This window comes from Pseudomonas sp. KBW05, from assembly GCF_003852405.1.
Lineage (GTDB): Bacteria > Pseudomonadota > Gammaproteobacteria > Pseudomonadales > Pseudomonadaceae > Aquipseudomonas.
Window position 1 is genome coordinate 161,124 of record NZ_QAJM01000016.1, and the last position, 23,624, is coordinate 184,747.

Annotated in this window: 27 protein-coding genes; 12 read left to right on the forward strand and 15 right to left on the reverse strand. The window is 61.7% G+C overall.

Features of this window, described 5'->3' with window-relative positions:
* Window positions 1-482: AlgP family protein (locus DBR46_RS30425; RefSeq protein WP_218569330.1), on the reverse strand; the 482-nt coding region annotated here is incomplete at its 3' end.
* Between the two features lie 192 nt (window positions 483-674).
* On the opposite strand from DBR46_RS30425, the gene DBR46_RS15340 reads away from it, so the two are divergent.
* Window positions 675-1,352 carry an FKBP-type peptidyl-prolyl cis-trans isomerase gene (locus tag DBR46_RS15340; protein ID WP_124526879.1) on the forward strand — a complete coding sequence of 226 codons (678 nt, stop codon included), beginning with the start codon at window positions 675-677 and terminating at the stop codon, window positions 1,350-1,352.
* Window positions 1,353-1,406: 54 nt separating this feature from the next.
* On the opposite strand, the gene DBR46_RS15345 is transcribed toward DBR46_RS15340, so the two are convergent.
* From DBR46_RS15345 to DBR46_RS15370, 7 genes are all read right to left on the reverse strand, one after another.
* Complete coding sequence (locus DBR46_RS15345; protein ID WP_017736974.1) at window positions 1,407-1,865, reverse strand: Rsd/AlgQ family anti-sigma factor; 459 nt, start codon at window positions 1,863-1,865, stop codon at window positions 1,407-1,409.
* 215 nt (window positions 1,866-2,080) lie between these two features.
* Window positions 2,081-2,596: a disulfide bond formation protein B gene (locus tag DBR46_RS15350; protein ID WP_124526880.1), complete on the reverse strand. Its 516-nt coding sequence runs from the start codon at window positions 2,594-2,596 to the stop codon at window positions 2,081-2,083.
* Between the two features lie 237 nt (window positions 2,597-2,833).
* Window positions 2,834-4,075: a heme biosynthesis protein HemY gene (locus DBR46_RS15355; protein ID WP_124526881.1), complete on the reverse strand. Its 1,242-nt coding sequence runs from the start codon at window positions 4,073-4,075 to the stop codon at window positions 2,834-2,836.
* Window positions 4,076-4,080: 5 nt separating this feature from the next.
* On the reverse strand, window positions 4,081-5,196 hold the full coding sequence (locus DBR46_RS30555; RefSeq protein WP_256659311.1) for a uroporphyrinogen-III C-methyltransferase: 1,116 nt from the start codon (window positions 5,194-5,196) through the stop codon (window positions 4,081-4,083).
* An 18-nt stretch (window positions 5,197-5,214) separates the two neighbouring features.
* The gene (locus DBR46_RS30560) at window positions 5,215-5,973 is read right to left on the reverse strand and encodes a uroporphyrinogen-III synthase (RefSeq protein ID WP_256659312.1); all 759 of its coding nucleotides are present in this window, start codon (window positions 5,971-5,973) and stop codon (window positions 5,215-5,217) included.
* Window positions 5,970-6,911 (reverse strand): hydroxymethylbilane synthase, encoded by a 942-nt coding sequence (gene hemC / locus DBR46_RS15365; protein WP_017736979.1) that lies wholly within the window; start codon window positions 6,909-6,911, stop codon window positions 5,970-5,972. The genes DBR46_RS30560 and hemC overlap by 4 nt, the downstream gene beginning before the upstream one ends.
* Window positions 6,912-7,049: 138 nt before the next feature.
* Window positions 7,050-7,796 carry a LytTR family DNA-binding domain-containing protein gene (locus DBR46_RS15370; RefSeq protein ID WP_124526882.1) on the reverse strand — a complete coding sequence of 249 codons (747 nt, stop codon included), beginning with the start codon at window positions 7,794-7,796 and terminating at the stop codon, window positions 7,050-7,052.
* Between the two features lie 502 nt (window positions 7,797-8,298).
* Here DBR46_RS15370 and argH point away from each other — a divergent pair.
* On the forward strand, window positions 8,299-9,693 hold the full coding sequence (gene argH / locus DBR46_RS15375; protein WP_124526883.1) for an argininosuccinate lyase: 1,395 nt from the start codon (window positions 8,299-8,301) through the stop codon (window positions 9,691-9,693).
* Window positions 9,694-9,803: 110 nt separating this feature from the next.
* On the opposite strand, the gene DBR46_RS15380 is transcribed toward argH, so the two are convergent.
* Window positions 9,804-10,463 carry a glutathione S-transferase family protein gene (locus tag DBR46_RS15380; RefSeq protein ID WP_124527118.1) on the reverse strand — a complete coding sequence of 220 codons (660 nt, stop codon included), beginning with the start codon at window positions 10,461-10,463 and terminating at the stop codon, window positions 9,804-9,806.
* Window positions 10,464-10,590: 127 nt separating this feature from the next.
* Here DBR46_RS15380 and DBR46_RS15385 point away from each other — a divergent pair, with 127 nt between their 5' ends.
* From DBR46_RS15385 to DBR46_RS15395, 3 genes are all read left to right on the forward strand, one after another.
* The gene (locus tag DBR46_RS15385) at window positions 10,591-10,875 is read left to right on the forward strand and encodes a hypothetical protein (protein ID WP_010207441.1); all 285 of its coding nucleotides are present in this window, start codon (window positions 10,591-10,593) and stop codon (window positions 10,873-10,875) included.
* A gap of 96 nt (window positions 10,876-10,971) precedes the next feature.
* The gene (locus DBR46_RS15390; RefSeq protein ID WP_003195403.1) at window positions 10,972-11,226 is read left to right on the forward strand and encodes a TIGR02647 family protein; all 255 of its coding nucleotides are present in this window, start codon (window positions 10,972-10,974) and stop codon (window positions 11,224-11,226) included.
* Window positions 11,227-11,395: 169 nt separating this feature from the next.
* A complete protein-coding gene (locus DBR46_RS15395; protein WP_124526884.1) occupies window positions 11,396-14,236 on the forward strand; it encodes a class I adenylate cyclase in 2,841 nt (946 codons plus the stop codon).
* On the opposite strand, the gene rnk is transcribed toward DBR46_RS15395, so the two are convergent.
* The 3 genes from rnk to cyaY form a co-directional block, all read right to left on the reverse strand.
* Window positions 14,233-14,646 carry a nucleoside diphosphate kinase regulator gene (gene rnk, locus DBR46_RS15400; protein WP_124526885.1) on the reverse strand — a complete coding sequence of 138 codons (414 nt, stop codon included), beginning with the start codon at window positions 14,644-14,646 and terminating at the stop codon, window positions 14,233-14,235. The genes DBR46_RS15395 and rnk overlap by 4 nt on opposite strands.
* Before the next feature lie 131 nt (window positions 14,647-14,777).
* Window positions 14,778-14,996, reverse strand: coding sequence for a DUF1289 domain-containing protein (locus DBR46_RS15405; protein WP_124526886.1), 219 nt, complete (start codon window positions 14,994-14,996; stop codon window positions 14,778-14,780).
* Between the two features lie 2 nt (window positions 14,997-14,998).
* Window positions 14,999-15,331 (reverse strand): iron donor protein CyaY, encoded by a 333-nt coding sequence (cyaY, locus tag DBR46_RS15410; RefSeq protein WP_124526887.1) that lies wholly within the window; start codon window positions 15,329-15,331, stop codon window positions 14,999-15,001.
* A 238-nt stretch (window positions 15,332-15,569) separates the two neighbouring features.
* On the opposite strand from cyaY, the gene DBR46_RS15415 reads away from it, so the two are divergent.
* From DBR46_RS15415 to DBR46_RS15440, 6 genes are read left to right on the forward strand one after another with little or no spacing between them, the layout of a single operon-like run.
* Window positions 15,570-15,737, forward strand: a complete 168-nt coding sequence (locus DBR46_RS15415) for a lipoprotein (RefSeq protein ID WP_017845169.1) — start codon at window positions 15,570-15,572, stop codon at window positions 15,735-15,737.
* 9 nt (window positions 15,738-15,746) lie between these two features.
* On the forward strand, window positions 15,747-16,994 hold the full coding sequence (gene lysA, locus DBR46_RS15420; RefSeq protein ID WP_124526888.1) for a diaminopimelate decarboxylase: 1,248 nt from the start codon (window positions 15,747-15,749) through the stop codon (window positions 16,992-16,994).
* A 3-nt stretch (window positions 16,995-16,997) separates the two neighbouring features.
* The gene (gene dapF / locus DBR46_RS15425; RefSeq protein ID WP_124526889.1) at window positions 16,998-17,828 is read left to right on the forward strand and encodes a diaminopimelate epimerase; all 831 of its coding nucleotides are present in this window, start codon (window positions 16,998-17,000) and stop codon (window positions 17,826-17,828) included.
* Window positions 17,829-17,841: 13 nt separating this feature from the next.
* On the forward strand, window positions 17,842-18,558 hold the full coding sequence (locus DBR46_RS15430) for a DUF484 family protein (protein ID WP_124526890.1): 717 nt from the start codon (window positions 17,842-17,844) through the stop codon (window positions 18,556-18,558).
* A gap of 2 nt (window positions 18,559-18,560) precedes the next feature.
* Window positions 18,561-19,460: a tyrosine recombinase XerC gene (xerC, locus tag DBR46_RS15435; RefSeq protein WP_124526891.1), complete on the forward strand. Its 900-nt coding sequence runs from the start codon at window positions 18,561-18,563 to the stop codon at window positions 19,458-19,460.
* Window positions 19,457-20,152: an HAD family hydrolase gene (locus DBR46_RS15440; RefSeq protein WP_124526892.1), complete on the forward strand. Its 696-nt coding sequence runs from the start codon at window positions 19,457-19,459 to the stop codon at window positions 20,150-20,152. The genes xerC and DBR46_RS15440 overlap by 4 nt, the downstream gene beginning before the upstream one ends.
* 195 nt (window positions 20,153-20,347) lie before the next feature.
* On the opposite strand, the gene sutA is transcribed toward DBR46_RS15440, so the two are convergent.
* The 3 genes from sutA to glnK all read right to left on the reverse strand — a co-directional run bounded on the left by sutA (window position 20,348) and on the right by glnK (window position 22,742).
* Window positions 20,348-20,683 carry a transcriptional regulator SutA gene (sutA, locus tag DBR46_RS15445; protein ID WP_017736991.1) on the reverse strand — a complete coding sequence of 112 codons (336 nt, stop codon included), beginning with the start codon at window positions 20,681-20,683 and terminating at the stop codon, window positions 20,348-20,350.
* A 348-nt stretch (window positions 20,684-21,031) separates the two neighbouring features.
* Window positions 21,032-22,369, reverse strand: a complete 1,338-nt coding sequence (locus DBR46_RS15450) for an ammonium transporter (protein WP_017736993.1) — start codon at window positions 22,367-22,369, stop codon at window positions 21,032-21,034.
* Window positions 22,370-22,403: 34 nt separating this feature from the next.
* Entirely contained in the window at window positions 22,404-22,742 is a 339-nt protein-coding gene (glnK, locus tag DBR46_RS15455; protein WP_002555808.1) for a P-II family nitrogen regulator, read from the reverse strand.
* A 422-nt stretch (window positions 22,743-23,164) separates the two neighbouring features.
* On the opposite strand from glnK, the gene DBR46_RS15460 reads away from it, so the two are divergent.
* On the forward strand, window positions 23,165-23,428 hold the full coding sequence (locus DBR46_RS15460) for an accessory factor UbiK family protein (RefSeq protein ID WP_124526893.1): 264 nt from the start codon (window positions 23,165-23,167) through the stop codon (window positions 23,426-23,428).
* Window positions 23,429-23,624 lie beyond the last annotated feature (196 nt).

Here is a 23,624-nt window from a genome sequence, read left to right on the forward strand (position 1 = left end):
GCTGGTTTTGCAGCAGCAGTTTTGGCAGCTGGCTTGGCAGCAACTTTAGCTGGCGCCTTTGCCGCAACGGCTTTTGCAGGTGTACGAGCACCCAATACTTTCGCCACGGCTTCCTTCACACGACCAACGCCCTGGGCCAGTTTCAGGCTTTCTTGAGCGTCTTTTTTGAGTTGGGAAATGTAGCCGCGAGTTTCAGCTTGGCGATCCTTGAGGGCGTCCAGCAGGTCCTCGAGTTCTTTGACAGCGTCTTTGGCTTTGGCTTGTGCCTTGGCCTTGCCGGCAGTGGCGGCGTCTTGCAGTTTGGTGCGGGATTTGTGCAGCTTTTCTTGCGCTTTACCGCGTTGTTTTTCCAGCTTGGCGAGCAGTTTTTCTGCATCGGCCAGGGCTTGGGAACAAGCGCTTTCCAGATGTTCGAGCAAGCTGCCCGACAGTTGTTGGAGTAAATGCAACGGGGTATTTACAGGCTTCTGTTTGGCCGACATGGTTTACCTCCTGGCTGACGTGGGTGCGGCTCATACTAGCCCTCTGCTCTTACCGCCGCTAGGGCATGTTGACAGTATCGTTTGCCTGGCGTTGCACCGTGCGAAAATTCTTATCGTTATAACGAAAATACGCGGCACTTTTTACCCACTCACACTGGCATAATCCGTCGCACTTTCGGCGGGAGGATGCCCATGTCGCGTTACCTTTTTCTTGTGCTTGGCCTGGCGATTTCGGTGGCCAATGCGAGCGAACAATCGCCGCCCAAAACCCCTGACCAGAACAGACACGACCTCGCCTACAGCTTGGGCGCCAGCCTCGGTGAACGCTTGCGCCAGGAAGTCCCCGACCTGCAGATCCAGGCTTTGATCGACGGCCTCAAGCAAGCCTACCAAGGCAAGCCGCTGGCGCTCGACAACGCACGCATCGAACAGCTTCTCGCCCAGCATGAAGCTCAGAGTGAAGCCGATGCACAGGCGCCGCAAAGTGAAAAAGCACTTGCCGCAGAACAGCAATTTTTAGCCAAGGAAAAAACCGCCAGCGGCGTACGCGAATTAGCCGATGGCATCCTGCTCACAGAGCTGGCACCCGGCAGTGGCGCCAAGCCGCTGGCAACGGATGAGGTGCAAGTGAAGTATGTGGGACGGCTGCCCGATGGGACGGTGTTCGATCAGAGCGCGCAGCCCCAATGGTTTCGCCTGGACAGCGTGATCAGTGGCTGGTCCAGCGCACTGCAACAAATGCCTACCGGCGCAAAATGGCGGCTGGTCATCCCTTCGGCCCAGGCCTATGGCGCCGACGGTGCCGGCGAGTTGATCGCGCCTTACACACCCCTGGTCTTCGAGATCGAACTGCTCGCCACCCGCCATTGAGCCAATAAAAAACGGTGCGCCATGCGCACCGTTTTTTTGTCTCGCCATCCGGGATCAAGCCTGGGTAGCAGGCTCTTCCTTGTGGGCGTTGTGCAGCACTTCGATCAGGCAGTCTTCCAGTTCGAAACGCTCGTGAAGCAGGCCGCCCAACTCTTTGAATTTCTCGGCCACGCAGTTGCCGGCATCACACAGGTCGGTGAACACCAAGAGCTTCTCGGTGATCACATCGATGCGTGGGTAGATCGTTTCAGCGAGATCCAGGCCACGCTGATCGTCGAAGGCTTCCGCCTCCTTGGTCAGTTGCTCGTAGACGCCGAAATGGCCGGCGGACACGTAGTCCACCAACACACCACAAAAGTCCTGCAACGGTTCGCGGTTCTCAGCCAGCGCCTCGGGCTTGGCACCAAGCGCATCAAAGGCCCGAACCAGTTCATGACGTGCCTTCAACCAGCTGTCGATCAGCTTGTGCACCCCACCCCAGCGTTCCTGAGCATTCTGACAACTTTCCAGCATGATGATCTCTCTTCCCTATAGGGGCGCTGCCGCCTGGTGCCCGCGCAACACTTCAAGGATAAAGCCGCAGCCGGACAAGGCCGCATCGGACAAACGGTTTCGATAATGCGTGCGGGCCAGATTATGCCCGCATGACTATGGCTTCAAGGTACGCAGGAGAGAAAGTTCATACAAGTGTTTAATCCCGTCCTACAACCATTGAACTGATTCAGGTGCTAGCCCTGCCGCAAATGCAGGCTGGGCAATAGCCGCGAAAATGGCATTAAACCCAGGATAAGCATCACGATAAAGAACAACAGGCTCCACTCCGGGAGGCTCAAATCGAACAGCGTCCAGTTGATTTCCACGCAATCGACTGTGCCATTGAAAATAGCCTGGACTGCCTCCCACATGGACAGCCGCTCCAACATGGCCTGCAGGCTCGGCCAACACGCTGGAGCCGCGCCCGACGGACTACTTTGCAGCAACACCTGGCGCGCAGCAGTGAAGGCCCCCAGCAAGGCGCAGCCCATGCCCGCCAACCCGTAAAGTCCAGCCCCGGAGCGTTTGGGGTTGTGGATGGCTGCGATCAAGTTGATCAGCATGAACGTGGCAAGAAACACCCGCTGTACCTGGCACAGGAAGCAGGGGCGCAGCAGCGCACCATATTCCAGGTAAAAAGACACACCCAACGTCAGCGCGCCAGCGATGAACGCCAGGAAAAACAAGGTGCGTGAGGGGGCCAAAGACATTACTTATCCGTACCGCAGAAGATAGGTCGCTACGGTAGAGGAAAGGCCTGACCCCTTTCAATACGCACTAGAGCAGACGATTCCGCGAAAGCGTGAAGACATTCCGCCAGAGCGTGGAGGACATAACGAAGTGCCACGTAGGAGTTTGTTACGAATCCCGCTGCGCCGAGGAATTACGCTGGTTTGAAGGGTTGGCTGTCAGAAGCATCTGCGCCAACCCTTACATCCGTTCCTACATCAGACCCGAGCAGGTACGGGCAGCGGCGAGGCCAGCAAGCGATTGTCCAAAAGGCCCAGGCCTTCCTGGAACAGCTGGTTGCTGCGCTCGGTGTCACCCAGTTGGGCCAACAGGCGCGCGAGCTCGGCACAGGCTTCGGGATTGCGCTGCACCTGCAGACTGCTTTCCAGATAGTCGCGCGCCTTGCCCCACAAGCTGTTTTGCAGACACAGGCGGCCCAGGGTCAGCAGCAGGCTGGCATCGCCCGGATGGTCTTTGAGCCAGCCTTCGGCAAACTTCAGTTGCCGCGCCGGGTCGCTGCCACGCAGCAAGCCATAGAGCCGGATCAGGTGGCTGTCGTAACCGCGCTTGATCGCGCCACGCAACGCTTCTTCGGCCTTGGCATCGGCGCCCAACTGACGCAGTTGCTCGGCATAGGCCAGCACCAACTGCGGCTCCTGGCGCTGGGCGGAGGTCAATTGCTGCCAGGCTCGCTCAAGGGATTGCAAGCCAGCTTCGCCCTGCTCTTCACGCTGGGCTGCCAGGCTGAGGTTCTCACCCCAGGCACGACGCTCCAGCTCGGCCAGTTCGGCGGCAGGCAACACTTTGTCCTTGCGCAACTCAGGTAGCAGGCGGATCACCGACGACCAATCGCCACGCTGCTGATGCAAGCGCTGCAACTGACGCAGCACCTGGGCATTGTGCGGGTGACGCTCGTGCATGGCCTGCAAGGTGACGAGGGCGCCCTCGGTGTCGCCACGGTCCAGTTGCAATTGCGCATGGCTCAAGGCGACGGCCAGTTCGGCCTGGGGCTGGCGCTCCAGGGCGCGCTCCAGCAAGCCGTCGGCCTCTTCATAGCGGCCCTGCTCGTTTGCCGCACGCGCGGCACCCACGTAATAGAGCAATGGTTGGCGTTCCGCTTCGGCAGCACGGTGCAAGTGGCGCTCGGCACTGGCCCAACGGCCTTCGGCGAGGTCCATCTGGCCTTGCTCGATGGCGATCTGCACACGGCGGCTGCGGTTACGGCGCGACCATGGGTTGACCACGCCACCGGAGGTGGTCACCAGACTCAACAGCAGGCGCACCAGGTAGATCGCCAGGCCGATGACAAATACCGCCACCAAGGTCGCCCACAGGCTCGATTCGTAATGCAGCACGTGGGGATAGGTAATCAACACGTAGCCGGTGTGTTTCGAGATGCCCACCGCCAGTGCCAGGGCGATTGCAATCGCCAGCACGAGGACCACATAGAAACGCTTCATCGGCTTTACTCCTGGGTGGCCGGTTTGCCTGCCGACGCCTTGGCTTCGTCAGCAGACAAGTGGCGACGCTCAAGGTAAGCCTGCACCGCTGCCAGGCTCGCCGCCAGGTCGGGTGTCACCACCGACACGGCCTTGGGCTCAAGCTCGGCGATACGCGCCAGCATCGCTTTGCTTTGCGGGTTGTCCTGGTTGAAGTTGTCTTGCAGCACGCTGCGCGCCTCACCCAGCGAGCGGCTGTAGACCGCCGTCTCGCCGTTGAGCGCAGCCCATTGCGCCTGCTCCAGCGCCAGGCTCAGGGCCAGGCGGACCTGGTTCAAGCCTTGGCCGGTCAGCAATGGGCGGATGTTGTCGTCAGGGTTGAAGTCGATGCGGAAGTAGCGCGAGATCTGCTCCCACCATTGGCTCCAGCGGCTTTCGGTATCGGTGGTCGGACGCCCTTGGGAGGCCGGCTCGGTGAGCTGGTATTCCGGTGCAATCGCGGCCAATTGCACCACTTGGTCGCGCAGTGCCGCCAGTTGCAGGTACAACCCGGTGCGATCCGGCTGCTCGGTGCTGCGCAGTGCCGCAAGGCTCTTGGCCAACTGTTCACGCGCGGCGTAGGAGCCCGGATCACTCTGCTCGCGCAGGATCTCGTCGGCACCCTGGACCAGCGACTGGGCACTGTTGATGTCCTGCAAGGCCGACAAGCGCAAGCTGGCCAGGCGGATCAGGTGCTCGGCTTCCGCCAGGCGCCAATCCTGGCGGCTGGCGCCCAGGACGGTTTCCAGGCGCTGGCTGAGGCGCTGCTGATCGCCCTGCAACTGGGCCACCAGGCGGCGGCGCTCTTCAAGCTCCTCCGCGCCAGGCAACTGCGCCAGGCGTGCGGCCAACTGTTGCTGGCTCTGCTTGAGGGATTGGGCCTGGTCATCCAGCGTGCGCACCTGGCTCAGCTGTTGCTGGCTGCTGGCTTGCAGGGCGCGGACCTGCCAGATCCCCCAGCCACCAGCGGCCACCCCGGCGGCGCCGAGCAACAAGGCCACGATCGCCAGGCCATTGCCACGGCGTGGCGCGGTGGCCGCTGACTCAACCGGCGCATCAACTGCGGGTTGGGTTTCTTCTTTGGGCAAGGCTGTTTCGCTCACGTATCCGTCCTTTGCGTATCAGAGAGTGGTCGCGCGATGGCTGCGCAGTGCCACTAACAAAGCCGCGGCGCTCGCACCGCGACAATCCACAACTTTTTCTGCGCCGGCAACCCGCGCCATCTCATAGACTCGCGGGCTCGGCACGAACAACGGTAACTGTGCCACCTCTGGCCAATCGGTACCGGCCAGGGCTTGCAGGTGCAAAAAACCCTGCCCACTGCTGACCACCAGGCCGTTCAAGCGTTCCAACTGGATGCGTTGCATCAGCGTCCCGGCGGCATAGCTCGGCAGGAAGCGACGGTACAACTCCAGATAGACGACACTAGCACCTTGCTCGCGCAAACGCTCAGCGAGCAACTCGCGACCGCCTTCGCCGCGCAGGATCAGCACGCGGGCATCGGGCCGTGCAACAGCCTCGCGCAAGGCCGGCAGTGCAAGCAAGGCCTCACTGTCGTCGCCGGTTTCGGGATAGTGAACGTTGAGCCCGTGATCGGCCAGTACCTGGCCCGTGGCCGCGCCGACGCTGAACCACGGCAACTGCGGCCAGGCTTGGCCCAGCTGTTGCACCGCCAGGCGTGCAGCGGGCTTGCTGACTACGATCACCGCGCAAAAGCGGCCCAGGTCACGAAAGATCGCCTGTTGCTCAGCGCTAACGGGTAACGCCTCAATGTCCAGCAGCGGCAGGCTGCTGCTGAAGATACCCGCCTGGGACAACGAGGCCGCCAGGGCCATCGACTCCTCGGCAGGCCGCGTCAGCAGCACACGCCAGTCGGTCACTGCGGGCCGGCCTCGCCGTAGACTTTTTCGAGGATGGCGCCGGCGCCTTTGTCCAGCAGCGCTTCGGCGACCTGAATACCCAGCGCCGCCGCGTCACGTTGCGGGCCACGCACCTCGGCGGTCAGCAAGGTGCCGCCATCCGGGTCGCCCACCAGGCCGCGCAGCCACAGGTTTTCCCCTTCGAGCACGGCGTAGCAGGCGATGGGCACCTGGCAGCCGCCATTGAGGTGCTTGTTCAAGGCACGTTCGGCGGTGACGCGCACTTCGGTATCGTGATGATCAAGGGGCTTGAGCAGTGCGTGAATCTCACTGTCGGCGGTGCGGCATTCAATGCCCACAGCACCCTGGCCACCGGCTGGCAAGCTGTCTTCGACGCTGATGGCCGAGGTGATGCGGTCTTCGAAGCCCAGGCGGATCAGCCCGGCGGCGGCCAGGATGATCGCGTCATATTCGCCGGCATCCAGCTTGGCCAGGCGCGTGTTGACGTTGCCGCGCAGGAAGCGGATCTGCAGGTCCGGGCGACGGGTCAGCAACTGCGCCTGGCGACGCAGGCTGGAGGTGCCGACGATGCTGCCCAGGGGCAATTCATCCAGGGATGCGTAAGTATTGGAAACGAAGGCATCGCGCGGATCTTCGCGCTCGCAGATACAAAAAAGGCCCAGGCCTTCGGGGAAGTCCATGGGCACATCTTTCATCGAATGCACGGCGATGTCGGCTTCGTTTTCCAGCAGCGCGGTTTCCAGTTCCTTGACGAACAGGCCCTTGCCACCGATCTTCGACAGCGGCGAGTCGAGCAGCTTGTCGCCGCGACTGACCATGGGCACCAGGGACACCACGAGGCCTGGGTGGGCCTGCTCAAGGCGTGCTTTGACGTATTCGGCCTGCCACAAGGCCAGGGCACTTTTACGGGTGGCGATGCGGATTTCGCGAGAGGACATGGATCAATCCGTACTGAATAGATACGGCAGATAATAACAGCTCAGGCAAATACGCTTTGATTTGAATCAGCAAGTGCGGGGCCTCCCTGGCCGCGTCGCACCGGGATATGGGATGCAGGCAGCGCCAAAGCCCTTGGGCTAAAGCTGCTGCATCATCTTGCGCACGCCGGCGACATGGCGTCGGCTGACGATCAAGGCATCGCCATTGAGCCCCTTCAGGAACAACTGAAAGTGCCCAAGCGGCGTGCGTTGCAGCCGCTCGATACGGTCACGGGCGACCAGCGCGTTGCGGTGGATACGCACAAAGCGGTCACCAAACTCATCTTCCAGGGCCTTGAGCGGCTCATCGAGCAGCACCTCACCGGCCTCGTGACGCAGGGTCACGTACTTATGGTCGGCAATGAAGTACACCACCTGATCCAGGGGAATGAGTTCGATGCCTTTGCGGGTACGTGCACTGATATGGCTGCGCGGCCCGTTGCCGCTTTGGGCGGCAGGCTGGGTCAAGGCGGTGAGTTGGCTGCGGTTGGGGCGCTCGGCCTTTTTCAGGGCCTTGAGCAGGGCGCCTGCTTCGACCGGCTTGGCCAGGAAGCTGACACCACTGGCTTCCAGGGTCTGCGCGGGGAAATCTTCTGGCGCCGCGCACAACACCAACGCCGGCGGCGACTCGCGTTCGCTCAGGCGGGCGGCGACTTGCAGGCCATCGAGGCCCGGCAGGCGAATATCGAGCAAGACCACATCTGGCTTGAGGCTGTCGATCAGCGTCAACGCTTCTTCGCCCGTGGTGGCGCTCGGTTCAAGGACTGTATAACCCTCGAGTTCACTGACCAAACGGCTCAGTCGCTCGCGGGCTTGGGGTTCGTCTTCAACGATCAGGACATTCATATTGCGCTGGATTCCTGCGTGAGTCTCGCACAAGGATAGCGTAGACAGGTGCGGTGACTTGCGTCACAGCGATCCACGCTAAGACTAGCGCGAGCGGCAAAAAGTGCCCTGAGAGTGGCACCCATATTTACCCGGACCTGTTCAATTGCGCCCAAGACCTTCTGACTTCGGGCATCGTCGTAGGGTTTGCTGATACACAATCCGAATACCCCCCTTCTGAATGAATAGCCTGGGCTCTGACCGCATCACCCGGCTTTGGTGCATTCACGCTCTATCAGTGCAACTGTAGACGCTCACTGCGACGACATTGCTCTATCGTCAAATATCGTTTCAATAAACACCCGAGTCCAGTCTCTTCCCGGACGCGTCCGGCGGCAAGGCACTTTGCCATCCTTCGTGCAAATAAAAATGCCGACCACCCGTAGCACCGCCTCCACGGGCAACCCTGTTATTATCGCCGGCACACCTCCAAGCCTCTTTAAAGCAGATCACGAGCGAATCCATGAGCACCGACAAGACCAACCAGTCCTGGGGCGGCCGCTTCAGTGAACCCGTCGACGCCTTCGTCGCGCGCTTCACCGCCTCCGTCACCTTCGACCAGCGCCTGTACCGCCACGACATCATGGGCTCGATCGCCCACGCCACGATGCTGGCCAAGGTCGGCGTGCTGACCGACGCCGAGCGCGACAGCATCATCGATGGCCTGACCACCATCCGCGGTGAAATCGAAGCCGGTACGTTCGACTGGCGCGTCGACCTGGAAGACGTGCACATGAATATCGAGGCCCGCCTCACCGACCGTATCGGTGTGACCGGCAAGAAACTGCACACCGGCCGTAGCCGCAACGACCAGGTCGCGACCGATATCCGCCTGTGGATTCGTGATGAGATCGACCTGATCCTGGCCGAGATCACCCGCCTGCAAAAAGGCCTGCTGGAACAGGCCGAGCGTGAGTCCGGCACCATCATGCCCGGCTTCACCCACCTGCAAACCGCACAGCCCGTGACCTTCGGCCACCACCTGCTGGCCTGGTTCGAAATGCTCAGCCGCGACTATGAGCGCCTGGTGGATTGCCGCAAGCGCGCCAACCGCATGCCGCTCGGCAGCGCCGCACTGGCCGGCACCACGTACCCGATCGACCGCGAATACACCGCGCAACTGCTGGGCTTCGACGCCGTGGGCGGCAACTCCCTGGACGGCGTGTCCGACCGTGACTTCGCCATCGAATTCTGCGCTGCCGCCAGCATCGCGATGATGCACCTGTCGCGCTTCTCCGAAGAGCTGGTGCTGTGGACCAGCGCGCAATTCCAGTTCATCGACCTGCCGGACCGCTTCTGCACCGGCAGCTCGATCATGCCGCAAAAGAAAAACCCCGACGTACCTGAGCTGGTACGTGGCAAGAGCGGTCGCGTCTTCGGCGCGCTGATGGGCCTGCTGACCCTGATGAAAGGCCAACCCCTGGCCTATAACAAGGACAACCAGGAAGACAAAGAGCCGCTGTTCGACGCCGCCGACACCCTGCGCGACTCGCTGCGCGTGTTTGCCGACATGATCCCGGCGATCAAGCCCAAGCACGCGATCATGCGTGAAGCGGCGCTGCGCGGGTTCTCCACCGCGACCGACCTGGCGGACTACCTGGTGCGCCGTGGCCTGCCGTTCCGCGACTGCCACGAAATCGTTGGCCACGCTGTGAAATACGGCGTGGACACCGGTAAGGACCTGGCGGAAATGAGCCTGGAAGAACTGCGCCAGTTCAGCGACCAGATCGAGCAAGACGTGTTTGCCGTGCTGACCCTGGAAGGTTCGGTGAATGCGCGTGACCATATCGGCGGGACTGCGCCGGCGCAGGTGAAGGCTGCCGTTGTGCGCGGTCAGGCTTTGCTCGCCAGCCGCTAAAAGCTTCGCAGGCAAGCCCGCTCCCACATTCGACTGCATTCCAAGGATGGAACTCGGTCAACTGTGGGAGCGGGCTTGCTCGCGAATGCGGCACATCAGGCGCCTACTCTTTATCTCTTGGCAGCAATCATCGCCATAAACGCCGGCATCGCCGCCTCCCTGTCCGCCGCAACCTTCTGGGCATTGGGCAGTGCATGCAGCTTGTCCAGCAACGCCTTGGCCGCCGGCATATCAGCCAGCAAATCCAGGCCAAACAGCTTCTCGCCCACCCCGCAGGCGAGATTCACGCTGTACATGAAATACAGATCCGCAATCGTGAAGCTCTCCCCCGCCACATAAGGCGCGAACTTGCCGTGCCGACCTAAAGCCCCCATCCCCAGCAACAGCTCGGCCTTGGATTTGTCCTTGATCGCCTCCGGTACCGGCATGCCAAAAAACGCCTCGGCGAAACACGCACGGGCGGGCAACTCGATGTACAGCTCGATTTCCCGGCACAGCGCCAGCACCTGGGCACGCTGGAACGGGTCCGCCGGCAGCAGCGCCGGGCCTTCCTGGGTTTGTTCGATGTATTCGAGGATCACACTGGTCTCGTTGACAAAGCCCTGCTTGACCCCCAGCACGGGCACCTTGCCTCGGGGGCTCACGGCCAGTGCTTCAGGCGTCTGGCCCGCGTAGAAAGGCACCTCTTCAAAAGCCAGGCCTTTCTCCAAGAGCGCCAGCTTGACCATGTTGTAGTAGTTGCTGACCGAAAATCCGTAGAGCTTGAGCATTGCGACTGCCTCCAGGCCGAGTGTGGGGGTTGGCTGCATGAGTTATAGATCCGAAGGCCCCACCTGACCAGCAGCATCACCCGCCTGAATGGGGGTAGACTGATGCCCTTTCCTTGAGGAGCCTGCCATGAGCGAGCCGACCGATATCGACAACGACGAAGAAGAATTCGCCGAAACCACCCTGATCGAAGCCATCGAGAACCAGATCGAAAGCGAAAACCCACCCGCGGCCAAGGCCACCTTCAACAAGCTGACCCTGGTCGGCTACGAGCGTGAAGAAATCCTGCAACTGATGGCCCACGTGCTTGCCGTCGAGATTGATGCACTGCTGGAAGAGGACCGCGCCTTCAATACCGAATGGTATGAAACTGCGCTGCGCGCTCTGCCGGAACTGCCGCCCGAAAAGCAATAAATCCAACACGCGGCAACACACTGGACAGTTCGGCAAAGTGCGTTCACCTTATGGCCTGCTAGCCTCTAATAAATTCTTAGAAAGTCTGGAGTCCGTATGTCGTATACCCCTGAGTTGGTTGCCGAACTGGAAATCCTTGTACTCTTCCCATTAGACAGCACCAAGGAAGGTCTGAAAGTCCACCAGACCGCCGCCCCCACTGCTATCGCCGCTGCCAAGCGCCTCCACGCGAAAGGTCTTATCGACCAGCCGGACGGCGGCTACCTGACCAGCCTTGGTCGTGACGCTGCGGAGCAGGCCCAAACCCTGCTGACCATCCTCACCACTGCCAGCACCAAAGAAGCCGCCTGACACCTGATCCCGCCCATGGAGTCCGCCCAACGCGGATTCCGGGGGCGTTGCTGTGAAATGGTTAAAGTTCTGACGCCAAAAACCGATTACCTTCTAAACCTCCTACGCTACTGGCTGTAAACTCCAACACGGCCGCCCACGTCGGGCCCTGCGCGCCACCGAGTCCGACATGACCCGCACCCACGAAATCCGCCCAGACCTGGACGAAGGCATCGACCGCAAGGTGCTGGCCCAACTGCGCGCGCGTTTCATGGCCCTCAACGCAGGCCGCATGACCCGGGCCGTCGAAGGGCTGACCCCACGCCAACAAAGCGTATTGACCCTGCTGCCGCTGTTCTTTCACGTCAATCACCCGCTGTTGCCCGGCTATGTCTCCGGCAGCACACCCGCCGGGCTGTCGAATTTCGAACCCGACGCCCAGGCCCTGACCGAAGCCCAGCGCCTGACCCGCTCGTTTTCCTACAAGCCGCGCCACGGCAACCCACCGCAACCGATCCACGGCCTGTTCCTGATGGGCAGCCTCGGCACCCTGGCCCAGGCCGACCAGAGCGATATGGACGTGTGGGTGTGCCACGCGCCGGACCTCGGCGAACACGAACTGGCCGAGCTGCGCAAGAAATGCCAGTTGCTGGAAACCTGGGCCCTGAGCATGGGGGCCGAGGCGCATTTTTTCCTGATCGAGCCGACCCGCTTTGTGCTCGGGGAACGCGACGCCCAGCTCAGTTCCGACGACTGCGGCACCACCCAGCACTACCTGCTGCTGGACGAGTTCTACCGTACCGCCATCTGGCTTGCCGGGCGCACGCCGATCTGGTGGCTGGTGCCGGTGTACGAAGAAGCCCGCTACGCCGAGTTCACCCACACGTTGATCTCCAAGCGGTTTATCCGTGCCGATGAAACCCTCGACCTCGGCCACCTGGCGCGCATTCCCCCAGGAGAATTCATCGGCGCCGGGCTGTGGCAACTGTTCAAGGGCATCGAATCGCCCTACAAGTCCGTGCTCAAGCTGCTGTTGACCGAGGTCTACGCCAGCGAACACCCCCGCGTGCACTGCCTGAGCCTGCGCTTCAAGCGGGCGGTGTTCGCCAACCAGATGGACCTGGATGAGCTCGACCCGTACATCGTGGTCTACCGCCGCATCGAGGAATACCTCAAGTCGCGCAACGAACCCGAGCGCCTGGAACTGGTCCGCCGCGCCCTCTACCTCAAGGTCAACCGCAAGCTCAGCGCCGGCCAGCGCACCACCAGTTGGCAACGCCTGCTGCTGGAGCGCCTGGCCCAGGAATGGGGCTGGGACCAGCGCCAACTGGCCCTGCTGGACAGCCGCAGCCAATGGAAAGTGCGCCAGGTCGCCTCCGAGCGCCGCGCCCTGGTCAGCGAGCTGAACTACAGCTACCGCTTCCTCACCCAGTTCGCCCGCACCGAACAAACCGCCAGCCTGGTCAACAAACGCGACCTCAATGTGCTGGGCCGCCGCCTGTACGCGGCCTTTGAGCGCAAGGCCGGCAAAGTCGAGTTCATCAACCCCGGCATCGCCCCGGACCTGGCCGAAGACACCCTGACCCTGGTGCAATCGCCCAACCGCAAGGAACCCGGCCAGCACTATTGGGGCCTGTACAACGGCAACCTGACGGCCCAGGAGTCGGAACACTTCGCGCCGATCAAGCGCAGCCGCGACCTGCTGGAAATGCTCACCTGGTGCCATCGCAACGGCGTCATCGACAGCAGCACCCGCCTGGCCCTGCACCCAGGCACCAGCGACATGACCGAATTCGAGCTGTTCAACCTGCTGGGCAGCCTGCAACAGAGCATCGCCCTGCCCCTGGCCAGCGTCGATGAAGAACGCCTGCTGCGCTCGGCAGTACCGGAAGAAGTGTTGTTGCTGATCAACGTCGGCGTCGACCCGCTCAAGCATCACCGTGACTTGAATATCCTCATGACCACCGAGCGCACCGACTCCTTGAGCTACGCCGGGGTGCGCGACAACCTGGTACTGACCCTGGACCAAGTCACGCTCAATAGCTGGAACGAAGTGCTGGTCAGCCGCTACGACGGCCCCCACGCCCTGCTCGATTGCCTGCGCGACTACCTCAATCAACTGCCACCGGACCACCTGCCGCGCCTGCGGGTGCGTTGTTTCTGTCACAACCGTGCGCAGTTCATTGCCCAGCGCGTCGAAGAAATCTTCGACACCGCACAGAACCTGCTGCTCGGCCAGGGCAACCACCGCTACCTGTTGCAGGTTCAGCAGCACTACCACGTGATGGAGCTGGTCCCCGGCCAGGCCACTCACGTATCGCTGCCGACCCAGGACGCGCTGATCACCTACCTCAGCGAAGAGTTGGCTAGCTACAGCCCGCTGCACCTGGACGCCATGGCCCTGCAAGACCACGACCTGGCCTTGCTGCTGCCCATGGGCATGGCCGATTGCGTGCAAGTGTTCTACCGGATCAACGAAGGCGTGGCCGAGTTGTATGTGCTGGATGAGTTCAATGCGCTCTGGCAGCAGCGCTTGCCGTTCCATGATGAGCAGAGCCTGCTGGCGCCGTTGCAGCGTTTCCTGCAATCGATCCTCTTCCGCCGCGAAGCACTGGCGCCGCTGGACACCCAACAACCCTTGGGTGAAGTGCAGGTCTTGTACTACCAACTGTTGCCGTCGGGCAGCAACCGCGCGCGCACCGTCGAGCCCCGGCCGGCACCGCAGAACTCGGCGAACAAACCGTTCTATGACGTGCAGGCAATTATCGGCAAGGCCGCACCCGGCCAGGTGGGCGTGACCCTGTACTGCAATCAGCGGGAGTTTTGTGAACTGGAATTTGGCGACCAGCTGTTTGCGGTGGTCGCCCAGGAGATCATCGGGCAGCGCCGGGAAACCGAGCGCTACCGCTGCTACATCACGGATCTGGACCTGTCAGGCCTGCTCGGCGATGGGCAAAGCCCGAGCAACCTGTACCTGCGCTACAAGGCCGAGTTGGAGCTGTCGCTCAACGCGGCGCTGAACCAGGTTTAGAGCGGGAAAGGGCCGCCGTCTTTAGGCTGGCCTTCAACGCTGAGCAATTCCAGCTTGAGGGTCTTGCCACCCGGTGCCGGCCAATCGATGTGCTGGCCCACTTGCAGGCCGAGCAACGCGCTGCCCACCGGCGCGAGGATCGAGATCTTGCCTTCATCGGCATTCGCGTGTTTCGGGTAGACCAGGGTCAGGTGGTAGTCCTTGCCGCTGCCTTGCTCACGGCAATGCACGCTGGAGTTCATGGTCACGACACCCGCAGGCACTTCATCGTGGCCAACCACGTCTTCGGCGCGGTCGAGTTCGGCTTGCAACGCGGCGACGCCAGGAGACTCGTCGCCCAGGCGGTCGATCAGTTGCTCCAGACGCTGCACGTCAAGACGGGTGAGGATGATGGACGGTGCGGTGGTCATGATTCAGGCAGACTCCTTTTTTCTGCACAAAAAAGCAAAACCCCGCCAGAAAAAGGCGGGGTTCTCACGGGCCTCGATGAGTTGAGGCGTAGCCGGACACTACCACAGCGTCACAAATAAACAAGACGACCTCAGGCGCTGGCCCTGCGCTGCTCGGCCTGGGCGCAGATCACCCGGCGCCGGGCATCGTCGGCAGAGCGCCATTCACGGATGTCTTCGACGTGGCGGAAGCAGCCGCGGCAGACTTTTTCCTCGTCCAGGCGACACAAACTGATACAAGGTGACGGCACCGCCGGGCTGACATTACTGAACAGCGGCTTGGGCGGGCGTACGGGTGTGGGCTGCGTCACGATCAAATCTCGTCGAAATCCAGGTCAGCGCCGGTATATTCGCTGACCAGCCGCGCAAGCATTTCGCCCAACAGCTCTTCGCTCTTGTCGCACTGCCATTTGCCGCTTTCTTCGTCGTAGTCGAAGTGCACGCCACCGGAACGCGCGGCCAACCACAGTTGGCGCAGAGGCTCCTGGCGGCTGAAGATCAGCTGTTGGCCGCTCTCGAATTTGACGGTCAGCACGCCCGCCGAGTTTTCCAGGTCCACGTCCAGGCCGCTGTCGTCGAAAATATCTTCCAGCGCCTGCTGGGTAGCATCCACCAAGTCGTGAAAACGGGCTTCGGTCAAACTCATTGTGGCAACCTCAAAAGTGTCTGGTTTTGCTCAAGCGCCGCACGATACGGGCGAGCCCCGCCGATTGCAAAGGATACCGATCCCATCGCGATTGGCGGTATGAAATATCCCCAGCCAGCGTAGCCCGCTTCACAACCATCTCGGCAAACCCCCGTCGGACGGGTATTTCAGCGCATAGGCAAGCTGGCAGGTGGTCGGTATACTCGGGCGCAATTAATGCATATTCAAGGATTTCGCCATGAAGCGCCTGATCTCTTCCCTTGCTGCGCTCGTCGCGGTCGCTTGCCTCGTTAGTGCCTGTGGTCAAAAAGGCCCGCTGTACCTGCCCGATGACAGCAAAGACCCGAATGAACAGGCGCAATCGTCGCAAAAGCCTGCCAAAGCGCATAAGCACGACACCTACTAAGGGAAATCCATGGACGCTTTTAACTACCGGGACGGCGAGCTGTTCGCGGAAGGCGTGGCGCTGTCCGCGATTGCCGAACGTTTTGGCACCCCGACCTACGTGTACTCCCGTGCGCACATCGAAGCCCAATACCGCAGCTTTGCCGACGCGCTGGAAGGCACGCCGAGCCTGGTGTGCTACGCGGTCAAGGCCAACTCCAACCTGGGTGTACTGAATGTCCTGGCGCGTCTGGGCGCTGGTTTCGACATCGTCTCCCGTGGCGAGCTGGAGCGTGTACTGGCCGCCGGCGGCCAGGCTGACAAGATCGTATTCTCCGGCGTCGGCAAGAGCCGCGAAGACATGCGTCGCGCCCTCGAAGTCGGCGTGCATTGCTTCAACGTCGAGTCCACCGACGAACTGGAGCGCCTGCAAGTAGTTGCCGCCGAGATGGGCGTTCGCGCGCCAATCTCCCTGCGCGTCAACCCGGACGTCGATGCCGGCACCCACCCGTACATTTCCACCGGTCTCAAAGAGAACAAGTTCGGCATCGCCATTGCCGACGCCGAGGACGTGTACATCCGCGCCGCCCAACTGCCGAACCTGGAAGTACTGGGCGTCGACTGCCATATCGGCTCGCAATTGACCACCCTGCCACCGTTCATCGACGCCCTCGACCGCCTGTTGGCGCTGGTCGATCGTCTCGGCGAATGCGGCATCTACCTGCACCACATCGACCTCGGTGGCGGCGTGGGCGTGCGTTATCGCGACGAAGAGCCGCCGCTGATCGCCGACTACATCCAGGCCGTACGCGAGCGCATCGAAGGCCGCGGCCTGACGCTGATGTTCGAGCCAGGCCGCTATATCGTCGCCAATGCCGGCGTACTGCTGACCCAGGTCGAGTACCTCAAGCACACCGAGCACAAGGATTTCGCTATCGTCGATGCGGCGATGAACGACCTGATCCGCCCGGCGCTGTACCAGGCCTGGATGAATGTCACCGCCGTGGCGCCGCGCGACAGCGCAGCCCGCGCCTACGACATCGTCGGCCCGATCTGCGAGACCGGCGACTTCCTGGCCAAGGATCGTCAGCTGGCCCTGGAAGAAGGCGACCTGCTGGCCGTGCATTCGGCCGGTGCCTACGGGTTTGTCATGAGCTCCAACTACAACACCCGCGGTCGTACCGCCGAGGTGCTGGTGGACGGTGATCAAGCGTTTGAAGTGCGTCGCCGCGAGACGGTAGCCGAGTTGTATGCTGGCGAAAGCCTGCTGCCGGAGTAAGCCATGCTGCTGCGTTTTACCAAGATGCACGGGCTGGGCAATGACTTCATGGTCCTCGACCTGGTCAGCCAGCACGCGCACATCCTGCCCAAGCACGCCAAACAGTGGGGCGACCGACATACCGGCATTGGTTTCGACCAGTTGCTGATCGTTGAAGCGCCGAGCAACCCGGAGGTGGATTTCCGTTATCGGATCTTCAACTCCGACGGTTCCGAGGTGGAACAGTGCGGCAACGGTGCGCGCTGCTTCGCCCGCTTTGTGCTGGACAAGCGCCTGACCGCCAAACGCCAGATCCGCGTCGAGACCAAGAGCGGCGTGATCGAGCTGGACATCCGCAGCGACGGCCAGATCAGCGTCAACATGGGCGCGCCACGCCTGGTGCCGGCGGACATTCCGTTCCAGGCCACCGAGCAGGCTGCCAGCTACGCACTGGACGTTGATGGCAAGACCGTCGATATCGCCGCCGTGTCCATGGGCAACCCCCATGCGGTGCTGCGGGTCAACGACATCAATAACGCGCCCGTGCATGAATTGGGGCCGAAGATCGAACACCACCCGCGCTTTCCCGCGCGGGTCAACGTAGGCTTCCTACAGGTGATCGACCGTTCCCGCGCGCAATTGCGCGTCTGGGAGCGCGGCGCCGGCGAAACCCAGGCTTGCGGCACCGGTGCTTGCGCCGCGGCCGTAGCCGCGATCAGCCAGGGGTGGATGGATTCACCGCTGCTGATCGACCTGCCCGGTGGACGTTTGTCCATCGAATGGGCAGGCCCAGGCCACCCGGTGCTGATGACCGGGCCGGCCTCGCGTGTATACGAAGGACAGGTCCGTCTATGAGTGAGCCCAGCAAATGACCGATAAGCCTCAAGTACCCGCACAAGCATCCCCGAGCGACAGTCTGGAGGCCGCTGCCGTCGCGGCGTACCTTGAGGCTAACCCGGACTTCTTCGTCCAGCACGAAGAACTGCTGCCGGCCCTGCGCATCCCCCACCAGCGCGGCGACACCGTGTCGCTGGTGGAGCGACAGATGAAGATCCTGCGCGAGCGCAATATCGAAATGCGCCACAAGCTCTCGCACTTGATGGACGTGGCCCGCGACAACGACCGCCTGTTCGAGAAAACCCGTCGCCTGATCCTCGCGTTGATGGACGCCACCAGCCTGGAAGAAACGGTGATCGCCGTGGAAGACAGCCTGCGCCAGGATTTCCAGGTGCCCTTTGTCAGCCTGATCCTGTTCAGCGACAACCCCATGCCGGTGGGCCGTTGGGTCAGCGGCAGCGATGCGCAAACCGCGATTGGTGGCCTGCTGTCCGAAGGCAAGACCATCAGCGGTACCTTGCGCGAGCATGAGCTGGACTTCCTCTTCGGCGCCGAACAGCGCCAGCAGATCGGCTCCACCGCCGTCGTCGCCCTCAGCCATCAAGGCCTGCATGGCGTGCTGGCCATCGCCAGCCGTGATCCGGCGCACTACAAAAGCTCGGTGGGCACGTTGTTCCTGACCTACATCGCCGAAGTGCTGGGCCGCGTCCTGCCACGTTTCACCAGCGCCCTGCGCGCGGTGCGCTAGCCATGGAACGGCAACTGGACGCTTATTGCGCTCACCTGCGCAACGAGCGCCAGGTGTCGCCCCATACGCTGGAAGCCTACCGACGGGACTTGAACAAGGTCCTGGCGTTCTGCGAAAAACAACAGATCAGCAGCTGGAAAGCCCTGGATATCCAGAGCCTGCGCAGCCTGATTGCACGCCTGCACCAGGCCGGCCAATCGTCTCCCAGCCTGTCGCGCCTGCTGTCGGCGGTGCGCGGTCTCTATCACTACCTCAATCGCGAAGGCTTGTGCGACCACGACCCGGCCAACGGCCTGTCGCCGCCCAAGGGCGAACGGCGCCTGCCCAAGACCCTCGACACCGACCGCGCCCTGCAATTGCTTGATGGTGCGGTCGAAGACGACTTCCTCGCCCATCGCGACCAGGCGATCCTGGAGCTGTTCTATTCCTCTGGCCTGCGCCTGTCGGAGCTGACCGGCCTGAACCTGGATCAACTGGATCTGGCGGACGGCCTGGTGCAGGTACTCGGCAAGGGCAGCAAGACCCGCGTGCTGCCGGTGGGCCGCAAAGCCCGGGAAGCCTTGCAGCTGTGGCTGCCCTTGCGTCTGCTGACCAACCCGGCCGACGATGCAGTGTTTGTCAGCCAGCAGGGCCGGCGCCTGGGGCCGCGCGCCATCCAGTTGCGCGTCAAGGCCGCCGGCGAGCGCGAGCTGGGGCAGAACCTGCACCCGCACATGCTGCGGCACTCGTTTGCCAGCCACATGCTCGAATCGTCCCAGGACCTGCGCGCCGTGCAGGAACTGCTCGGTCACGCCGACATCAAGACCACGCAGATCTACACCCATCTGGATTTCCAACACCTGGCAACGGTGTACGACAGCGCCCATCCACGGGCCAAACGCATCAAGGGCGGCGACTCATGAGTATCAAGCTGATCACCTTCGACCTGGACGACACACTCTGGGACAACGTACCCGTCATCATCAACGCCGAAGCGTCGATGCGCGAATGGCTGGCCACCCATGCGCCCAAGGTCGGCGAGTTGCCGTTGGAGCATTTCGCCAACCTGCGCCAGCAGGTGCTGGCGCGCGATCCCGAGCTGAAACACCGCATCAGCATCCTGCGTCACCGGGTGTTGACCCACGCCTTTGAAGAAGCCGGTTATCCACAGCCCGAGGCCACGCAAATGGCCGATGTGTGCTTTGAAGCGTTCATCCATGCGCGCCATCAGCTCACCCCGTTCCCTGAAGCCGAGCCGATGTTGCAGGCGCTGCGCCAGCACTTCCTGCTGGGAGTGATCACCAACGGCAATGCCGATGTGCAGCGTGTCGGGCTGGCCGATTACTTTCATTTTGCCCTGCGCGCCGAAGACATCGGCATCGCCAAGCCGGATGCGCGACTGTTTCAGGAGGCGATGAAGCGCGGTGGGGTGGAGGCCAGTGCGGCGGTGCATATCGGTGATCATCCGGGGGATGACATTGCCGGGGCGCAACAGGCGGGGCTGCGGGCGGTGTGGTTTAACCCGATGGGCAAGGTGTGGGATGCGGATAAGCGCCCGGATGGCGAGATTCGTAACCTGGCGCAATTGCCAGAGTTGCTGCGCAGCTGGCAGTAACAGCGAAGATCAAAACTGTGGGAGCGGGCTTGCTCGCGAATGCGGTGTATCAGTCGGCACATCAGTGACTGACAGACCGCATTCGCGAGCAAGCCCGCTCCCACATTTGGTATGCGGTGGGCCTTAGGAATTTATCCCGGGCATGAAAAAGCCCGCAGCGACGGCGGGCTTTTTCCTACAAGCAGGTGGCTGACCTCAGATAGGTCGGCTGCCGTACTTGTTATCCGGCTTCTTCGGTGGATCAGCCACCACGTTGGCCTCGACTTCCTGCACTTTGCCGCCTTTAGCGAGGAATTCTTCCATCGCACGGGCCAACGCATCGCGCTCTTTGTTCTTGGCTTCAACGCTCGGCAGTTCGTCTACCGAAACAGCGGCCTTGGCTTTGCCTTTGGCTTTGGGTGCTGCGTCGCCGTCGCCACTGTCCTCGGCTTCGTCGGCACCGTCGTCAACGGCTGCTGCGTCAAGACCTTCATCGGTCTCGTCGTCATCACCTACTTCGAGGTCGTCGTTTTCCAGATCATCGTCGCTCATGTTCTACCTCATGACTTGCGAAAAGCAGATTAGTTATAGCCCAGCTTCATCCCCTGTCGAGGCTGCCGGAAAAAAATCAACATCCACTGGATAACCAGTGGCTTATGCCCCATCACCGTGAAAGGTGGCGAGGACTTCACAAGCAGCGCCATGATCACGCTGCTCGCCCAGATAAATACAGTTTTGCGCCCATCGGCGCGCATTCTAGCGCGCTCTGGGAAAAAACAAAGTGCCGAATACGCCTACATGCCTGTAAGACATTCGCATGCAGGGACGCGCCGTGTGCTCTCTCTCACAAACACCAGACAAAAAAATGCCCGGCAAGCCGGGCATCTTTTTTTCGCGTACTTACAAGTTGTAGCCGCGTTCGTTGTGTTGCGCCAGGTCGAGGCCGACAGCCTCTTCCTCTTCGGTGACCCGCAGGCCCATGACCATGTCCAGCACCTTGAGGATGATGTAGGTCACGATCGCCGTGTAGATCACAGTGAAGCCGACGCCTTTGCACTGGATCCAGACCTGTGCAGCCACGTCAGTCACGGTGCCGAAGCCGCCCAATGCAGGGGCTGCGAACACACCGGTGAGGATCGCACCGACGATACCGCCGATACCGTGCACGCCGAATGCGTCCAGGGAGTCGTCGTAGCCCAGCTTGCGCTTGAGGCTGGTGGCGCAGAAGAAGCAGATCACACCGGCAACCAGGCCGATCACCAGGGCGCCCATCGGGCCAACGGTGCCAGCGGCCGGAGTGATTGCCACCAGGCCGGCTACCACGCCCGAGGCAATGCCCAGTGCGCTTGGCTTACCGTGGGTGATCCACTCGGCGAACATCCAGCCCAGCGCCGCAGCAGCAGTAGCGATCTGGGTGACCAGCATCGCCATGCCGGCGGTGCCGTTGGCCGCAGCGGCGGAACCGGCGTTGAAGCCAAACCAGCCGATCCACAGCATGGCTGCACCGATCAGGGTGTAACCGAGGTTGTGCGGCGCCATTGGGGTGGTCGGGAAGCCTTTACGCTTGCCGAGCACGATGCACGCCACCAAGCCAGCCACACCGGCGTTGATGTGCACCACGGTGCCGCCAGCGAAGTCCAGCACGCCCCAGTCCCACATCAGGCCACCGTTGCCGCTCCAGACCATGTGTGCAATCGGCGCATAGACCAGGGTGAACCAGATAGCCATGAAGATCAGCATCGCGGAGAACTTCATGCGCTCAGCGAAGGCACCGACGATCAGGGCCGGAGTGATGATGGCGAAGGTCATCTGGAAGGTGATGAACACCGCCTCAGGGAACAATGCCGCAGGCCCGGTGATGCTGGCCGGGGTTACGCCCGCCAGGAACGCCTTGCCCATGCCGCCGAAGAAGGAGTTGAAGTTGACCACACCCTGTTCCATACCGGTGGTATCGAACGCGATGCTGTAGCCGTAGACAACCCACAGGATGCTGATCAGGCCAGTGATGGCGAAGCACTGCATCATCACCGACAGAATATTCTTGGAGCGGACCATGCCGCCGTAGAACAGCGCCAGGCCAGGGATAGTCATGAACAGCACCAGTGCGGTGGCGGTCAGCATCCAGGCGGTGTCGCCGGAGTTGAGGACTGGAGCAGCCACTTCGTCTGCCGCCATGGCCAGGCTTGGCATTACGATGGACAACAGGGCTCCGAGCCCTGCGAATTTACGCAGAGTCATATTGTTTTCTCCTGGGGCGTTGGGGTTTGGCGGCTTAGATTGCGTCGGTATCGGTTTCGCCGGTACGGATGCGAATAGCCTGTTCCAGATTGACCACGAAGATCTTGCCGTCACCGATCTTGCCGGTGTTGGCCGCCTTGGTTATCGCCTCGATAACCCGGTCAAGATCCTTGTCGTCAATGGCGACATCAATCTTCACCTTCGGCAGGAAATCGACCACGTATTCCGCGCCGCGATACAGCTCGGTGTGACCCTTCTGCCGACCGAAGCCTTTGACCTCAGTGACGGTAATGCCCTGCACGCCGATCTCGGACAACGACTCGCGTACATCGTCCAACTTGAACGGCTTGATGATGGCAGTGACTAGCTTCATGAAAACTCTCTCCCGAATTGGTGGACTTGCCCCAGGAAAACAAACCCGTCTCAAGTCTAAGCGCAGTGCCTGGCTTTGTAACGCGTCGTCGCGAAGGCAATTGCCTTTGTGACGCCAGCGATCCACTGGTGACGAAACCTGTACCCCTGATCCGTCGGCGCACTGCATTCGTCACAGCGACTGCATCAGTGCATGGGTCATGATCGTCTAAGCAGAAACCTTGCCAGCTCCGTAAAAATCACTGAAATCAGTCCTTTGCCCACGTTTGCCCAGCTGCGGGGTGTTTTGGCGACGGCAATGCGCACAAAAACAGTGCGCCGGTGTACGGCGCGCTGCGCGAAAAGCGTGCGCTTGCGGCGGTAAAAAAGACTATAGACGCCGCGTGATACACTGCCGCCCAACAGTTTCTCGGAATATTTCCCATGCTCGCGCCCAAAGACCTCCTCGACGCCCTGAGCGGCCACGCCTCTCGCCTGTTCAGCGGCGAAACCCCGCTGCCCCGCAACGAAATCGAAAGCCAGTTCAAGGCGCTGCTGCAAAGCGGCTTCAGCAAGCTCGACCTGGTGAGCCGGGAAGAGTTTGACAGCCAGATGGTCGTGCTGGCCCGCACACGTGCGCGGCTGGAGAGCCTGGAAGCGAAAGTCGCCGAACTGGAAGCGCGACTCACACCGCCACCTGCTGAATAAACGCGGTCCATTGTGGGAGCGGGCTTGCTCGCGAATGCGGTGTATCAGAAACACATCCAGTGACTGACCCACCGCATTCGCGAGCAAGCCCGCTCCCACATTTGTTCTGTGCCACTCTTCGGATACGTTCTGTAAAACCTCCCCCGCCTCGCTCTTCCCCACCTCGTCTACCCTTGAAAAACCCGCAGGAAGCGGC

Bases quoted from the DNA above. Each gene is read 5' to 3' on its own strand.
- DBR46_RS15355 (WP_124526881.1), bottom strand. From the start codon at position 4,075: ATGAAGCGTTTCTATGTGGTCCTCGTGCTGGCGATTGCAATCGCCCTG.
- DBR46_RS15370 (WP_124526882.1), bottom strand. From the start codon at position 7,796: ATGAATGTCCTGATCGTTGAAGACGAACCCCAAGCCCGCGAGCGACTG.
- cyaY (WP_124526887.1), bottom strand. From the start codon at position 15,331: ATGAGTTTGACCGAAGCCCGTTTTCACGACTTGGTGGATGCTACCCAG.
- DBR46_RS15460 (WP_124526893.1), top strand. From the start codon at position 23,165: ATGCTCGCGCCCAAAGACCTCCTCGACGCCCTGAGCGGCCACGCCTCT.
- DBR46_RS15390 (WP_003195403.1), top strand. From the start codon at position 10,972: ATGTCGTATACCCCTGAGTTGGTTGCCGAACTGGAAATCCTTGTACTC.
- lysA (WP_124526888.1), top strand. From the start codon at position 15,747: ATGGACGCTTTTAACTACCGGGACGGCGAGCTGTTCGCGGAAGGCGTG.
- glnK (WP_002555808.1), bottom strand. From the start codon at position 22,742: ATGAAGCTAGTCACTGCCATCATCAAGCCGTTCAAGTTGGACGATGTA.
- DBR46_RS15430 (WP_124526890.1), top strand. From the start codon at position 17,842: ATGACCGATAAGCCTCAAGTACCCGCACAAGCATCCCCGAGCGACAGT.
- DBR46_RS15385 (WP_010207441.1), top strand. From the start codon at position 10,591: ATGAGCGAGCCGACCGATATCGACAACGACGAAGAAGAATTCGCCGAA.
- sutA (WP_017736991.1), bottom strand. From the start codon at position 20,683: ATGAGCGACGATGATCTGGAAAACGACGACCTCGAAGTAGGTGATGAC.
- DBR46_RS15415 (WP_017845169.1), top strand. From the start codon at position 15,570: ATGAAGCGCCTGATCTCTTCCCTTGCTGCGCTCGTCGCGGTCGCTTGC.
- DBR46_RS15340 (WP_124526879.1), top strand. From the start codon at position 675: ATGTCGCGTTACCTTTTTCTTGTGCTTGGCCTGGCGATTTCGGTGGCC.
- DBR46_RS15345 (WP_017736974.1), bottom strand. From the start codon at position 1,865: ATGCTGGAAAGTTGTCAGAATGCTCAGGAACGCTGGGGTGGGGTGCAC.
- DBR46_RS15350 (WP_124526880.1), bottom strand. From the start codon at position 2,596: ATGTCTTTGGCCCCCTCACGCACCTTGTTTTTCCTGGCGTTCATCGCT.
- DBR46_RS15395 (WP_124526884.1), top strand. From the start codon at position 11,396: ATGACCCGCACCCACGAAATCCGCCCAGACCTGGACGAAGGCATCGAC.
- dapF (WP_124526889.1), top strand. From the start codon at position 16,998: ATGCTGCTGCGTTTTACCAAGATGCACGGGCTGGGCAATGACTTCATG.
- DBR46_RS15440 (WP_124526892.1), top strand. From the start codon at position 19,457: ATGAGTATCAAGCTGATCACCTTCGACCTGGACGACACACTCTGGGAC.
- hemC (WP_017736979.1), bottom strand. From the start codon at position 6,911: ATGTCCTCTCGCGAAATCCGCATCGCCACCCGTAAAAGTGCCCTGGCC.
- argH (WP_124526883.1), top strand. From the start codon at position 8,299: ATGAGCACCGACAAGACCAACCAGTCCTGGGGCGGCCGCTTCAGTGAA.
- DBR46_RS15450 (WP_017736993.1), bottom strand. From the start codon at position 22,369: ATGACTCTGCGTAAATTCGCAGGGCTCGGAGCCCTGTTGTCCATCGTA.
- rnk (WP_124526885.1), bottom strand. From the start codon at position 14,646: ATGACCACCGCACCGTCCATCATCCTCACCCGTCTTGACGTGCAGCGT.
- xerC (WP_124526891.1), top strand. From the start codon at position 18,561: ATGGAACGGCAACTGGACGCTTATTGCGCTCACCTGCGCAACGAGCGC.
- DBR46_RS15380 (WP_124527118.1), bottom strand. From the start codon at position 10,463: ATGCTCAAGCTCTACGGATTTTCGGTCAGCAACTACTACAACATGGTC.